General features: G+C 65.8%; 13 protein-coding genes. 8 read left to right on the top strand and 5 right to left on the bottom strand.

Going from position 1 to position 14,124, the window contains the following annotated elements:
- Positions 1 to 11 precede the first annotated feature (11 nt).
- Complete coding sequence (locus tag AB4118_RS25250; protein WP_441492323.1) at positions 12 to 1,340, bottom strand: MFS transporter; 1,329 nt, start codon at positions 1,338 to 1,340, stop codon at positions 12 to 14.
- A 231-nt stretch (positions 1,341 to 1,571) separates the two neighbouring features.
- Here AB4118_RS25250 and AB4118_RS25245 point away from each other — a divergent pair, with 231 nt between their 5' ends.
- The gene (locus AB4118_RS25245) at positions 1,572 to 2,648 is read left to right on the top strand and encodes a CapA family protein (RefSeq protein ID WP_441492322.1); all 1,077 of its coding nucleotides are present in this window, start codon (positions 1,572 to 1,574) and stop codon (positions 2,646 to 2,648) included.
- 24 nt (positions 2,649 to 2,672) lie between these two features.
- On the opposite strand, the gene AB4118_RS25240 is transcribed toward AB4118_RS25245, so the two are convergent.
- Both AB4118_RS25240 and AB4118_RS25235 read right to left on the bottom strand, forming a co-directional pair.
- Positions 2,673 to 4,346: an ABC transporter permease gene (locus AB4118_RS25240; RefSeq protein WP_441492321.1), complete on the bottom strand. Its 1,674-nt coding sequence runs from the start codon at positions 4,344 to 4,346 to the stop codon at positions 2,673 to 2,675.
- Positions 4,343 to 5,398 carry an ABC transporter ATP-binding protein gene (locus AB4118_RS25235; protein WP_441492320.1) on the bottom strand — a complete coding sequence of 352 codons (1,056 nt, stop codon included), beginning with the start codon at positions 5,396 to 5,398 and terminating at the stop codon, positions 4,343 to 4,345. Before AB4118_RS25235 ends, AB4118_RS25240 begins: the two co-directional genes overlap by 4 nt.
- A gap of 110 nt (positions 5,399 to 5,508) precedes the next feature.
- On the opposite strand from AB4118_RS25235, the gene AB4118_RS25230 reads away from it, so the two are divergent.
- Together AB4118_RS25230 and AB4118_RS25225 are read left to right on the top strand one after the other, a co-directional pair.
- Complete coding sequence (locus AB4118_RS25230; RefSeq protein WP_441492319.1) at positions 5,509 to 6,495, top strand: extracellular solute-binding protein; 987 nt, start codon at positions 5,509 to 5,511, stop codon at positions 6,493 to 6,495.
- A gap of 45 nt (positions 6,496 to 6,540) precedes the next feature.
- Positions 6,541 to 7,551: a hypothetical protein gene (locus AB4118_RS25225; protein ID WP_441492318.1), complete on the top strand. Its 1,011-nt coding sequence runs from the start codon at positions 6,541 to 6,543 to the stop codon at positions 7,549 to 7,551.
- 98 nt (positions 7,552 to 7,649) lie between these two features.
- On the opposite strand, the gene AB4118_RS25220 is transcribed toward AB4118_RS25225, so the two are convergent.
- Positions 7,650 to 8,345: a GntR family transcriptional regulator gene (locus AB4118_RS25220; protein ID WP_441492317.1), complete on the bottom strand. Its 696-nt coding sequence runs from the start codon at positions 8,343 to 8,345 to the stop codon at positions 7,650 to 7,652.
- Between the two features lie 236 nt (positions 8,346 to 8,581).
- Here AB4118_RS25220 and AB4118_RS25215 point away from each other — a divergent pair, with 236 nt between their 5' ends.
- Positions 8,582 to 9,562: a glycosylasparaginase gene (locus tag AB4118_RS25215; protein WP_441492316.1), complete on the top strand. Its 981-nt coding sequence runs from the start codon at positions 8,582 to 8,584 to the stop codon at positions 9,560 to 9,562.
- Positions 9,563 to 9,704: 142 nt separating this feature from the next.
- Positions 9,705 to 10,727, top strand: coding sequence for an amino acid ABC transporter substrate-binding protein (locus AB4118_RS25210; RefSeq protein WP_441492315.1), 1,023 nt, complete (start codon positions 9,705 to 9,707; stop codon positions 10,725 to 10,727).
- A gap of 246 nt (positions 10,728 to 10,973) precedes the next feature.
- Here AB4118_RS25210 and AB4118_RS25205 read toward each other — a convergent pair whose 3' ends face one another.
- Complete coding sequence (locus AB4118_RS25205; protein WP_441492314.1) at positions 10,974 to 11,567, bottom strand: hypothetical protein; 594 nt, start codon at positions 11,565 to 11,567, stop codon at positions 10,974 to 10,976.
- Positions 11,568 to 12,242: 675 nt separating this feature from the next.
- On the opposite strand from AB4118_RS25205, the gene minC reads away from it, so the two are divergent.
- Genes minC through minE form a run of 3 tightly spaced genes read left to right on the top strand, consistent with a single transcriptional unit; the run spans position 12,243 to position 14,106 of the window.
- Positions 12,243 to 12,983: a septum site-determining protein MinC gene (gene minC / locus AB4118_RS25200; protein WP_441492313.1), complete on the top strand. Its 741-nt coding sequence runs from the start codon at positions 12,243 to 12,245 to the stop codon at positions 12,981 to 12,983.
- Positions 12,984 to 13,018: 35 nt separating this feature from the next.
- Positions 13,019 to 13,834, top strand: coding sequence for a septum site-determining protein MinD (gene minD / locus AB4118_RS25195; protein WP_113516688.1), 816 nt, complete (start codon positions 13,019 to 13,021; stop codon positions 13,832 to 13,834).
- Positions 13,831 to 14,106 carry a cell division topological specificity factor MinE gene (minE, locus tag AB4118_RS25190; protein WP_441492312.1) on the top strand — a complete coding sequence of 92 codons (276 nt, stop codon included), beginning with the start codon at positions 13,831 to 13,833 and terminating at the stop codon, positions 14,104 to 14,106. Before minD ends, minE begins: the two co-directional genes overlap by 4 nt.
- The last annotated feature ends 18 nt before the right edge of the window (positions 14,107 to 14,124 follow it).

The following is a 14,124-nucleotide window of genomic DNA, read 5'->3' as shown; positions in this document are numbered from 1 at the left end:
GGCAGGCCCCGTCAAGCCCGGCGCCCGGCGAAGAAGCGCTGGACGACGACGAGGATGACGAGCGCAGCCAGGCCCTCGACAAGCGCAACCGCAATCAGGCCGGGCGCGATCTGGCCCGTGGCGTCCTTCAGCAGGCCAAGGCCATAGGGGGCGAGGAAGCCGCCGAGATTGCCGAAGGAGTTGATGATCGCGATGCCGGCTGCGGCGGCCGTGCCGGCGAAGAGCCGGTTGGGCAGCTGCCAGAACACCGGGATCGCGCCATAGGCCCCGGCGAGCGCCAGCGAAAACAGCACGACGACCATTTGCGGCGAGCCGTGCAGGGTGAAGGCGACGCCGGCCAGGCCGAGCGCGCCGACGATCAGCGAGCCGACGCATTGCAGGAGCGGGCGGCCCGTCCGGTCGGCCATCAGGCCGTTGCCGATCATCACCGCGGAGCCGACGAGCGAGGCGCCCGAGACCAGCCAGCCGATGGTCGCGACATGGCCGAATCCGGCCTCGCGCATGATGGTCGGGCCCCAGAAGGCGACGGTGGCGTTGGCGACGATGATGCAGAAATAGACCAGCGTGAAGATCCAGAGCCGCGGATCACGCAGCACCGTCGACAGGCCATGCTCGCGCGGGCCGAGCGCCCTTGCATCGCGCTCGAGATCATCACGCACGGCACTGCGCTCAGCATCCGAGAGCCAATGCGCCTGCTCCAGCCGGTCGGTGAGCCAGGCCAGCGCAAAGAGCCCGATCAGGATCGTCGGAATGCCTTCGACGATGAACAGCCATTGCCAGCCGGACAGGCCGCCCATGCCCTGCATCCCGGTCATGATCTGCCCGGCGAGCGGGCCGCCGATGACGCCGGACAGGGCGACCGACGACATGAAGATGCCAAAAACCTTGGCCCGGCGCTCGCTCGGGAACCATTGCGTCAGGAACAGGATGACGCCCGGAAAGAACCCTGCCTCGAAGGCGCCGAGCAGGAAGCGCAGGATGTAGAAGGTTGCGGGCGTCGTCGCATAGGACATCAGCGCGCAGATCGTGCCCCAGCCGATGGCGATGCGGGCGATGGTCTTGCGTGCGCCGATGCGTTGCAGCAGCAGGTTGCTCGGCACTTCGAACAGGAGATAGCCGATATAGAAGATGCCGGCGCCGAGCCCGTAGACGGCCTCGGAGAAGCGCAGCTCGTCGGCCATCTGCAGCTTGGCGAAGCTGATATTCACGCGGTCGACCCAGGCCAGCACCCAGAGAACCATCAGGATCGGGATCAGGCGCCAGAAGATCCGGCGATAGGCAGTGTCGAGCAGCGTGTCCGTCGCGCGGGCGGCCGCCCCCGGTAGCGATGTGTCGGTCATGTCAGAATCCCCTCGGCGGCCTTCGGCAGCATGAGCGATGTCGTGGCCGGATTTGTGATGCATCAATAAAACATCATAGATAAATCGCGGCTGTCAACAGGCACACCTGAGGCCATGACGACGCCGATCCGTTGAACGTACCCTCCCCCGTGATCCCAGCACGGGCTCTTGACCGCCGGCACAAACTGCGAGCAGTAATTGAAACATCAAAAAAACATCTAAGGGATGACCATGTCCATTCTGACGCTCGGCGCTGCCGGAGATATCGTGGTCCGCGAGCGGCTCTATGCCGGCGATGCGCTCATCGATGAGGGCTATGGCGAGACGCTCGCCTATCTCCGGCAGAGCGATCTGGTCTGGGGCTCCTGCGAGGTGCAGTTCGCCGATCACGGCTACAGGAGCGATGCGCCGATCGCCTATCTCGTCGACCCGACGGTGGCCGCCGATCTCGGCCGGGCCGGGTTCGGCCTGATGACGGTCGCGACGAATCACACCTGCGATTTCGGACCCCAGGCCTTCCTGGAGACACTGCGCCACCTGCAAGCGGCCGGCGTCGAGACGGTCGGCGGCGGCAAGGACCTCGCGGCCTCGCTCGTGCCGGACCGGCGCGTGATCAATGGCTGCAGGCTCGGCACCATCGCGGTCTCCTGCCTGCTGCCGCCGGATTATGCGGCAACGGAGACGCGGCCGGGCATCGCGCCGCTCGCGATCGAGCAATGGCCGGAAATCCACCCGGTCCTGCTCGCGACCGAGCCCGGCGCACCAATGCGAATGCGCAGCCGGGTCCGCGAGAGCGATCTCGCACGGCTGCGCGGGCAGATCGCCAGCTTGCGCCCTGAAGTCGACGTGCTGATCGTCAGCGTGCATTGGGGCTATGGCCGCGGCGACCCGCTGGCCGAATACCAGCGCCCGCTGGGACAGGCGCTGATCGATGCCGGCGCCGACATGATTCTCGGCAACCACGCCCACAGCCCCGCCGGCGTCGAGACCTATCGGGGCAAGCCGATCCTCTACAGCCTCGGCAACCACATCGCCCAGCAGGATTGGGACAATGCCACGCCCGACCAGAAGATGATCTTCTCGCAGATCGATCCCTGGTCGCTGGTCTGCCGCATCGGCATCGGCCAGGGCGGCGTCGAGACGATCGAATTCCGCGCGACCGAGTGCAACAGAAGCGGGATGCCGGTGCTGATCCAGGAGCCGGCCCGCGCCCTGCCCGTACTCGAGCGCTTCGACCGGCTCTCACGCGGCATGGGCACGCAAGCCGAGATCGACGGCCTGAACCTGACCGTCCGGTTCGGTGGGTGAACGCGCCCCCGAGTGCGCCTTGGCTTACAGCAAGGCGCGCTCGTCGCGCCCCAACAGGCGGAAGGCGAGATAGATCGCCCCGGCGCTGAGCACGAGCAGGATCGTCGAGAGCGAGGCGGCCGTGCCGTAATCGCCATCATTGATCGCGATGTAGATCTTGACCGGCATGGTGATGGTGCCGCCGACATAGAGCACGAGCGACGAGGAGAGTTCGTTCACCGCCGTGACGAAGGAGAGCATCGCGCCTGCGATGATGCCGGGCAGGATCAGCGGGATGGTGACGCGCAAAAAGGCCTGGACCGGGCTGTAGCCGAGCGAGATCGCCGCCTCCTCCATGCTCGGCCCGACCTGCCGCAGCGCGGCGGCCGAGGAGCGCACCGCATAGGGCAAGCGCCGGATGAAGACGGAGAGGATGATGATCGCCGCCGTGCCGGTCATCACCAGCGGCGGCGTGTTGAAGGCCGCGATGAAGGCGACGCCGACGACGATGCCGGGCATGACATAGGGCACCATCAAGGTGGCATCGAGCAGCGAGGTCTGGGCGGTGTTGCGCCGCGCGACGAGGCAGCCGATCAGCGTGCCGATGACCACGATCAGCAGCACGGAGGCGCCGGAGAACAGCAGCGAATTCCACACGACATCGCCGAGTGTGGCGACGATGCGGCGGTAGCTGTCGAGGCCGAAGCCCGGCTGGAACACCGGCCCGTTCGTCTTCCTGACCGAATAGAGCGCCGCGATGATCGCCGGCATCGCGCCGCCGAGCGCGATGAAATAGACCGCGGCATGGGCCGCGACATTGGCAAACCCGCGCAGCCTGATCTTCTCCGGGCGGTTGATCAGGTTGCTGTGATAGACGTTTTTCCGCGACATGAAGCGCTGGATGCAGACGAAGACCATTGACATCAGGATCAGCGCCAGGCTGAGCGTCGTCGCCATGCCGAGATTGGAGCCGATCTCGGCGGAATAGGCGGTATAGGCCTCGGTCGCCAGCACATTGAAGCCACGCCCGAGCAGCCGCGGCGTGCCGAAATCGGCGATGGCATGGATCAGCGCCAAGAGCCCGCCGGCCGAGAGCGCCGGCAGGACCAGCGGGAACGAGATCTTCAGCACGCGCTGGAACGGCGTCAGCCCGAGATTCTCCGCCGCCTCCTCCAGCGAGCGGTTGACATTGGCGAGCGCGCCCGAGGTCAGCAGGTAGACATACGGATAGAACTTGAAGGCGAAGACGATGAGGATGCCCCAGACGCCGTAGATCGGCGGCATGAAGACGCCCCAGGACATCAGCGTCTGGCGCACGATGCCGCCCGAGCCGAACAGCACGATCCAGGAATAGGCGCCGATAAAGGGCGGCGAGACCAAGGCCAGGATCGCCAGCATCGAGACGAAGCGGCCGCCCGCGATCTCGATGCGCGCCATGCAGAAGGCCATGACCGAGCCGAGCAGCAATGCACCCGCCAGGCCGCCGAAGCCGATGATCAAGGTGTTGATGAAGGCGTTGAAATAGCGCGTGCTGCCGAACAGCCTTTGCCAGTTGGCGAGCGTCAGCACCCCGCTCTCGTCGCGGAAGCTGGAGACCAGGACGAGGCCAAGCGGGATCAGCAGCAGCACGATCAGGATCGCCCAGGCCCCGACCGCGACCAGCGTCCAGAAATCCGGACGCCAGCTGCGGCGCGTGGCTGAAACCGCGATGGCGCTCATGCGGTAAGCTCCGCCGGGACACGCCGTCCCTTAGCGTCGAAGCCATGGAGATCGGCAGGGTCGAAACTCAGGCGGATCTGCCGGCCGGCCTCGATCGCGAGATCGGGCGGCGGCGCGCCGATCTGGGCTACGAGCCTGTGCCCCTGCGCCTGGACGGTGAGATGCGCCTCGCGGCCGAGATAGCTGAAATGCTCGACCGTTCCGGCGATGCTGGCGGCGCCGTTTCCACTTCCCCCTTCGCTAGCCCCCGCCTCGGCGAGGCGCAGGCGCTCCGGCCGCAACGCCCATTGCGCCACGTCCTTCACCTCCGGCAGGCCGAAGGCGGCGGGCGCGAGCAGGTTCATCGTCCCGACGAAGGAGGCGACGAAACGCGTCGCCGGCTTCCCGTAGATCTGCTGCGGCGTGCCGATCTGCTCGACGCAGCCATGGTCCATCACGCAGATCCGGTCGGAAATGGCGAGCGCCTCCTCCTGGTCATGCGTCACATAGATCGCGGCGATGCCGATCGTGCGCTGGATGGCGCGGATCTCGTCGCGCAGGTCGAGCCGGAGCTTGGCGTCGAGATTGGAGAGCGGCTCGTCCATCAGGAGCAGGCGCGGCTTCACCACCATCGCCCGGGCAATGCCGATGCGCTGCTGCTGGCCGCCCGACAGTGCGGCGGGCAGGCGCTCGGCAAGCGCCGCCAGCCGGACGGTCGCCAGCGCCTCGGCGACGCGCTCGCGGATCTCGGAGGCCGCGACCTTGCGGGCTTTCAGGCCGAAGGCGACGTTCTCGGCGACCGTCAGATGCGGGAAGATCGCATAATCCTGGAAGACCATGCCGATATCGCGCTTGTGCGGCGGCACCGAAAGCAGGTCGTGGCCGGCGAGATCCACCCTGCCCTCGGTCAGCTGCGAGAAACCGGCGATCGAGCGCAGCAAGGTCGTCTTGCCGCAGCCCGATGGGCCGAGCAGCGTGAAGAACTCGCCCTTCGCGACCGAGAAGGACACGCCGTTCAAGGCCGTCGTGGCCCCATAGCGCTTGATCGCGCCGTCGACAGTCAGATACGCCATGCCGGCAAAGCACTCCCGTCCCTTCCCTAGTTGCGCATGGCCGCGATTGGACGGCAAGATGGAGAAACTGCGCCGGCGAAGATCGGCGCGACGGGGACGGAGAGCAGGCGATGATGTCGAGCAGGAACTGGGTGGGTCACCTCGTGCTGGCGGCCGGGATTCTTGGCATAACCGGCGGAGCCTATGCGGCCGACAACAAGGTCGTGCTCTACACCGCCCATAAGTCCTCGATCGTGCAGAAGATGATCCCGCTCTTCGAGGCCGAGACCGGAATCAAGGCCGAGGTCGTGCAGCTCGGGTCCGGCGATGTCTTCCGCCGCGCCCGCGCCGAGGCCAGCGCACCCAAGGCCGATGTGATCTGGAGCGTCACCGGCTCGCTGCTCAGCGAAAACGCCGATCTGCTCACGCCCTATACGCCCAAGGAACAGGCGGCGATCGACGAGCGTTTCGTCGCGAGCCCGGCCTGGACGCCCTATACGACCGTGATCTACGTGCTGATGGTCAACAACAAGATGGTCAAGGACGCCGAGATCCCGAAGACCTGGGCCGAGCTGTCCGATCCGAAATGGAAGGGCAAGGTCGCCTCGGCCCGCGTCGACAATTCCGGCTCGGCCTTCCAGCAGATGACGACCGTGCTGACCGCCGGCGGCGACAAGGGCTGGGAGGTCTATGGCAAGCTCGCCAAGAACTTCATCTTCTCCGACAGCTCCGGCGCCGTGCCGCGCTATGTCGCCGATGGCGAGGCGCCGCTCGGCCTGACACTTGAGGACAATGCGCTCGAATATGTCGCCGGCGGCGCGCCGGTGAAGATCGCCTATATCGCGGACGGCACGACGACCTCGCCCGACGGCGTGGGGCTGGTGAAGGGCGCGCCCAATCCCGAACCCGCGAAGCGCTTCATCGACTGGGCCTTGTCGAAGAAGACGCAGGAAGCGCTGGTGAAGGAAGCCGGCCGCCGCTCGGTGCGCAAGGATGTTGCCGCGCCGGGCGATGTGAAGCCGCTCGCCGAGCTGACCCTGGTCAAGCTCAAATCCGTCGAGGAACTCGGCGGCACCAAGGCGATGATCGAAAAGTGGAGGCAGGCGACCGGCCAGTGATGGCTTGAACGAGCCGGCTGAAGCCGCCTCGCGCCGATATCCACCATGCAGATTGAAAGCTTCAGCCTCGGCAAGCGCTTCGCCAGCCCTGAGGAGAACGAAGACAGCGTCGTCATTCTGCCCGGCCGCGGCTATGCCGTGATCGATGGCGTGACCGACCGCAGCGGCCGACGCCTCGGGACGATGCGGGCCGGGCGCTTCGCCTCGGCCCGGGTCGCGACCGAAGTCGCCCGCTTCCTCCTCAGCGAAGACCTGAGCGTGCGCGGCGGCGATGCGCGCGTGCGCCGGCTGGTCCTGGCGCTCAGCGACACGCTGCGCGCCGGCTACGCGGCGCATGGCCTGGCGGAGCGGGTGGAAGGCGATGCGTCAGCGCGGATCGGCTGCACGCTGGCGCTGGGCTACCATGACGGCCCGGCCCTGCAGCTCGTCTCGATCGGCGATTCCGGCATCCGCTTAAGCGGACAAACGCTCGGGACTGTCCGCCATGTCGAGGCGAAGCCCCTCGACCGCGTGACCGCGCTGATCCGGCGGGAATGCTGGGCCTATCTCGGCCGGATGCGGGCCGATCCCCTGCACCAGCGCACGATCTCGGACGATGCCGTCTGGAACGGGTTGCGCGTGCCGCCGGCAGGCTTGAGCGCGGAGGCGAGCGCCGAGGTCAGGGCCCATGTGCTGCATCTTTGCAGCGAGGAGATGTCGACGATCGCGCGCACCGAGATCGAGCGGCTGCTCGACAGCGGCATCAGCGGCCAGCGCGTCTTTGCCAATCACCCGACCAGCGATCTCGGTTACGGCGTGCTCGACGGATTCGCCATCGCCGAGCGGCATGTCTTCACCGCCGACTATGCCGCAGACGAGGTCTCGCGGCTCGAACTGTTCAGCGACGGCTATTTCGCCGAGCCCGAGGCTTTTGGCGTCGCGGCCTGGGAGGCGAGCTTCGCCGAGGTCGAGCGGCTCGACCCCGACAAGATCGGCCCCTATGCCAGCGTAAAGGGCTCCGGCCCCGATGGCTGGACCGACGACCGGACCTATCTCGGAATCGCGTTCGATCGCTGAGCGGGTGAGCCGGCGCGGCAGGCGCAGGGCTGGCCGTCCCGCCCTCGCCGTCTTCCGGCGGGATGGCGATCATCCGGCCGCAGCAGCGCTTCCAGCCCCTATTCGGGCGCGCCCTCGCGCCGCCTGAGCGCCTTCAGCCGGCTGATCAGATGGCGGGCGCCCATCAGGATATGCTGCTCCAGATGGTCCTTGGCGCGCTCGATATCGCCCGCTCTGCAGAGATCGAGCAGGAGCTGGTGCTCGCGGTTCATGCGCTCCCGCCCGCCCGTCAGCCGGATCGGCAGCGGGAAGTGGCGATAGGCGTTCAGATAGAGCTTTCGGATCAGCGCCAGCGTCTGCGGGCGGTTGGCCGGTGCATAGAGCGCGGCATGGAAAGCCCAGTTCAGGCTCGACCAGTTCTCATCCTGCTGGTCTTCCGCGATCTGCACCAGGATCTCTTCGGCCCTTTGATAGTGCTGCGCCGTCATCAGCGGCATCGAGAGTTCGAGAAGCCAGGTCTCGAGCCGGGCTCGGATCTCGTAGGTTTCCTCGAGATCGTCGATCGACAGGCCTGAGACCACCGCGCCCTTGTGGGATTCCTGCCTGACCAGGCCCTCGGCCTCGAGCTGATGCAGGGCTTCGCGGATCGGCACCCGGCTGACGCCAAGCTCGGCCGCCAGTTTCTCCTGACGCAGCTGGATGCCCTCGGGCAAGGCGCCCGACAGAATCTGGTCGCGCAGCAGGTCGACGACCCGCGCGGTCGTCGTCTTGCGCTGAAGCGCGGGAGGATTGTTCGACAGGATGGAAGCCGTCATCGCCTGCTCACGCGTCTCCTGCTCTGGCGCCTGGAGCCAATCCCTGCCCTGAAGCGCAGTTCATTTCAATCCGGGCAGCGGCCATAGGGAGGGATAACCAGTTTTGTATCCAATCCCGACGCGCGCTTGGAGGCGTCCAAAAACGACATACCGCGCCGTTCCGCCCCCTCTTGCGTCGGGTCTGTCGGCATCGTAATGGGAATTGGATCCAATATCCAATCTTGTTGAGAACACCCGTGATCGCGATCAGCAACAATGAAGGGGCCTGCGGCATTCCCGCGACCGCCCGTGGACTGGCCGCCGGCGAAGCGGCGCTCGACGCGATCGAGGCGGGGATCCGGCTGGTCGAGGAGAGCGAAAGCGTCCGCACCGTCGGCCGCGGCGGCTGGCCCAATCTCCTGGGCGAGGTCGAGCTCGATGCCTCCGTGATGGACGGAACGACCCTGCGCAGCGGCGCCGTCGGCGCGCTGACCGGCTATCTGCATCCGGTCAGCATTGCCCGCCAAGTGCTTGAGCGGCTGCCGCACGAGTTGCTGGTCGGCGAAGGTGCCAGGCGTTTCGCAGCCGAGATCGGCGCCGAGGCCGGCGAGCTCCTGATGCCGCATGCCCGGTCCGCCTGGGAGCGCTGGTTCCGGGACGAGGTCAGCGAGGCCGACCGCGCGAACTGGCCGGACGTGCCGATGGCGGAGCTCTGCGCCCAGGCGATCGACCCGGAAACCGGCCGCGACACCACCGTCTTCCTGGCGAAGGACGCGCAGGCCCATCTCGGCGCCGGCACCAGCACCTCGGGCTGGGGCTGGAAATATCCGGGGCGTCTCGGCGACAGCCCGATCATCGGCGCCGGCTCCTATGCCGATACGCGTTACGGCGCCTGCGCCTGCACCGGGGTCGGCGAAATGAGCATCCGGGCCGGCACCTCGCGCGCCGTCGTTCTCTACATGAAGATGGGCATGAGCGTCGAAGAGGCGGTCTATGAGGCCGTTGCCGACATGCGCGCGCTGAAGGGCGGGCTGATCGGCCGGGTGACCATCCATGCCATCGACGCAGCGGATGGCCACAAGGTCGTGGCCGTGAACGGCCTGCCGGAAAACCATTACTGGCTCTGGCGCGGCGGCGAGGCGGCGCCTTCGAGCCACCCTTGCGAGATCATCGCGATCGGCGAGGACCCTGCCCCCACGCCAACCGCCCATCGCCGCTATGAGGCGATGGGGCTTTGACCTCCTGCCCTGGATCATCGGACCGGAAACCTATCCGGTCCGATGATCCAACCTTTTGTGTTTGCATCGGCTTTGCCCCGAAAACCGCAATCCACTTTTCGGGCCGATGCGCGAGTTCCATCGATCATCAGGGATAATGACCATGGCCCATTCCGGAAGAATCGTTCTGTCAGCGCTGGCAGGCCTGTTGCTCGCCGGCACCGCCGCCCGTGCCGAGGGCACGCTCGACCGCATCAAGCAACGCGGGCAGTTGATCTGCGGCACGAGCACCGGCATTGCCGGGTTCAGCATGGCCGATGCGCAAGGCAGCTGGAGCGGGCTCGATGTCGATATCTGCCGGGCGCTCGCAGCCGCGATCTTCGACGACCCTTCGAAGATCAAGTTCGTTCCGCTGGCCAGCAAGGACCGCCTGACCGCGTTGCAGAGCGGCGAGATCGACGTCCTGCCGCGCACCACGACCTGGACGCTGAGCCGCGACGCCGGCCAGGGCCTGAACTTCACCGCCGTGAACTATTATGACGGCCAGGGCTTCCAGGTGCGCGCCAAGGCCGGGATCAAGTCGGTGAAGGAGCTGGATGGGGCCTCGATCTGCACCGTGCAGGGCACGACCAATGAGCTGAATCTCGCGGACTATTTCCGCGTCAACAAGATGAAATACGAGGTCGTCGCCTTCCAGGGCATCGACGAGACGGTGAAGGCCTATGAGAGCGGTCGCTGCGACGCGATCTCGACCGATATCTCGCAGCTCGTCTCCTATCGCCTGAAGATGTCGGACCCGGCCGAGCATGTCCTGCTGCCGGACGTGATCTCGAAGGAGCCGATCGGGCCCTATGTCCGCCAGGGCGACGATGAATGGTTCGACATCGTGCGCTGGACGGTCTTCGCGCTGATCAATGCCGAGGAACTCGGCGTCACCCAGGCCAATCTCGCCGAGATGCTGAAATCCGAGAATCCGGAGATCCGCCGGCTGCTCGGCGTCGAAGGCAAATTTGGCGTGGGGCTGGGCCTGACGCCTGACTGGATCGCCCGGATCATCCGGCATGTCGGCAATTACGGCGAAAGCTACGAGCGCAATCTCGGCACCGGCAGCCGCATCGGCCTGCCGCGCGGGCTGAACAATCTCTGGTCCAAGGGTGGCATCCAGTTTGCACCGCCCGTGCGCTGATCCGCGCCTTTCCAGGGGACGCCGCAAGCTCCCTGGACGTGCGTCATGGTCGGTCGCTGAGAGCGGCGTCGCGGGTTCTCCCGCGGCGTCGCTTTCTTCGTCCGTGCGCCCTTGTGCGTTCGGCTGGCGCCAACCGCCGGCGCGGCGACAGGATCGGCTGTAGGGAGCCGGACGCGAACAGCCACGTAAACGGCGGTTATTCGGGTTGGTGATCAACCGCCGCTTCGACCGACGGCAGACGCAAGTCTATTGGATGGGCGTTCTCATACCTTCAAGCTCATGCCGAAACATGTCGAAGCTCTGCGCCAACGGCTTGGGGACTGGCTGGGCGGGCGGCGGCTGCATTATTTCGTTTCGCGGAAGCGCAAGCCGCCAAGCGGTGCAGCCTTGGCACGCTGTGATGAGCCAACCCGGTTGTCGCGAGATCGCAACTATTCCCGCCCCATTGTGGCCTTCGAAGAACAATGGCGGCGATGCATCGCCGTACGCAACGTCGGAAAAGTAGACCGAATCCCCAGCGTCGAGCAGCACTTCAAGCTCAATCATCCGTTCCGCAACGCGACCAACCAGCACCATGCATATCCCGACAGCTGAGCAACCGGCGTCTGTCCGAAGAATAATTTGGTCGCTCCAGATAGTCCGGAGCATTCTTGCGTTACGAACGGCGTCACTCCAATCGCCCGGGCGAACCTTTTTGAAAAGATCGGTGACTCTGCCCAGCAATTGATCAGGTATTGGCATATCGATGCGGTAGACTGATCCCTTGGCGCTGGCAGCACTCATCAGCCCACAGCTGATCGCGGCGATGAGAAAGAGACGACGCAGCGCGAAGAAAGCCAAGTCCATTTCCTACGAGACGCCGCTGTCCGGGCAAGCTTGGCACGCTGGGTCAAACTCACGCAAGTTCACCTTCCACGCCCGCAAACCACACCCACGCACGACGACATTCGACGCGCGGCCACATCTGGACCAACAGACGCAGGGTGCAAAATATCGCGCCCGGCGACACCGGCGCACCTAGTCAGGCTGCGACCGCTGGGGCCATCACGAGCGTCTGGGGCCCTCATCTTGCACAGCCTCCACCGGGCACTGATTCCCGGCCGATCGAATCGTCGCGGCTAGGTTGACCGCTCCGGATCGACGGAATCAGCGAGTCCCTGTCCGCCCCGTCCCGCATGGCCAGCACTGGAGCTACCTGAGACAATACGCTGCAACGCGCTGGCGTCTCAGGAGCGACCGAGTAGCCGAGGCGCAAACGCGTGTGCTGCGGGCGGCGGGACCGCTGCCAGCAGCGCTGTGGAACGGCCCCCGCGCGAGGCCGCCGGTCACGCAGGCCCTCGGGAGCCACACAGCTCTCCACACACATCATCCCCCGCATTCAACCGATTGGCAGAAAAAGCGTTTCCTGCCTTTCAGCACATTTTCTAGGGTCGCATTCCGGTAGGTGAAGGGGCGGATTTTTACGACTCGTTAACCATTCCATTCCTAGATCATGGCAACTGAAAATTTACCAAGATGACTGACGTGTTAACTCAACCTAGGCCGATCCGCCTCAAGGGGCGCTCCTATCTTGCTCTCACGCTGACCCCGGAGCTTCCCTTCGAGGATTGGCTGACGCGGCTCGACGAACTGGCTGGTCTGTCCGCCGGATTTTTCCTGCGGCGGCCGGTGGTGGTCGATGTCGAGGGCCTGAATATCGACCGGCCGCAGCTGCGCGACCTCGTCGGCCAGCTCGGCAAGCGCAATGTGCGGATCATGGGCATCGAGGGCGCACCACCCTCGCTGCTTGGCGCGGACCTGCCGCCGGCGATGTCGGGCGGGCGCGCGGCCTCGGATATCGAAGCCCCGACCGCCGAACAGGCGCCGCAGGCCGAGGTCGCCGAGAGCGTGCAGCCTCCCGCCTCTGCCCCGCAGCCGGTCAAGGCGACGCCATCGATCATCGTGACCGAGCCGGTGCGCTCGGGGCAGTCGCTGATCTTCACCGAAGGCGACGTCACCGTCATCGGCTCGGTCGCATCGGGCGCCGAGATCGTCGCCGGCGGCTCGATCCATGTCTACGGCACGCTCAGGGGCCGGGCGATCGCCGGCGCGATGGGCAATGCCTCTGCGCGCATCTTCTGCCGCAAGCTCGAGGCGGAGCTGCTCGCGATCGACGGCTTCTACAAGACGGCCGAGGACCTCGGACCCGACATGCGCGGCAAGGCCGTCCAGATCTGGCTCGAAGGCGAAACATTCAAGGTTGGATCACTCGCCTGAAACGACGGCGTATCCACAGAAAGCGGGAGAGTGCAATGGGCAAGGTCATCGTAGTCACATCGGGCAAGGGCGGCGTCGGCAAGACGACATCGTCCGCCGCATTGGGGGCAGCGCTTGCGCATAATGGCGACAAGGTCGTGGTCGTTGATTTCGACGTCGGGCTGCGCAATCTCGACCTCGTCATGGGTGCGGAACGACGGGTGGTCTATGACATCGTCAACGTCATCCAGGGCGAAGCGAAGCTGACGCAGGCGCTGATCCGCGACAAGCGGCTGGAATCGCTCTACCTGCTGCCGGCCTCGCAGACGCGCGATAAGGACAATCTCACGCCAGAAGGCGTCGAGAAGGTCATCGCGGCCCTGAAATCGGCCTTCGACTGGGTCATCTGCGACAGCCCGGCCGGCATCGAGCGCGGCGCGACGCTCGCCATGCGCCATGCCGATGTCGCGATCGTGGTGACCAATCCGGAAGTCTCATCGGTGCGCGATTCCGACCGGATCATCGGGCTGCTCGATTCCAAGACGCTCAAGGCCGAGCAAGGCGAACGGATGGAGAAACACCTGCTGCTCACCCGCTACGACCCGATCCGGGCCGAGCGCGGCGACATGCTGAAGGTCGACGACGTTCTTGAGATCCTGTCGATCCCGCTGCTCGGCATCATCCCGGAAAGCATGGACGTGCTGCGCGCCTCCAATGTCGGCTCGCCGGTCACCCTGGCCGATGGCCGCAGTGCGCCGGCGATCGCCTATTTCGAGGCTGCGCGCCGCCTCAAGGGCGAAAACCTGCCGGTAACTATTCCTGGTGAAAAGAAGGGCTTCTTCGGCAAGATTTTCGGAAGGAAAGCGGCATGAACTTCCTTCGTATTTTCACCCGCTCTCAGTCGTCGGCCCCCGCCGCCCGCGAGCGCCTGCAGGTGCTGCTCGCCCATGAGCGCGCCTCGGTCGGGGATTCCGACCTCGTCACCAAGCTGCGCGACGAAATCCTGCGTGCGATCTCGAAGCATATGCAGATCGATGACGACCGGGTCAGCGTCAAGATGGAGCGCGGCGCCAAGGTCTCGACGCTCGCCGTCGATATTGAGATCCCGTTCGACGCAGAGAAGAAGACGAAGAAGGCGGCCTGACGGCCGCCCCGCCCCCTC

Source organism: Allobosea sp. 2RAB26 (genome assembly GCF_052115465.1).
Classification (GTDB): Bacteria; Pseudomonadota; Alphaproteobacteria; order Rhizobiales; family Beijerinckiaceae; genus Allobosea.
Note: the sequence above shows the minus strand (reverse complement) of the source record. Positions and strands in the feature narration are given on the sequence as shown.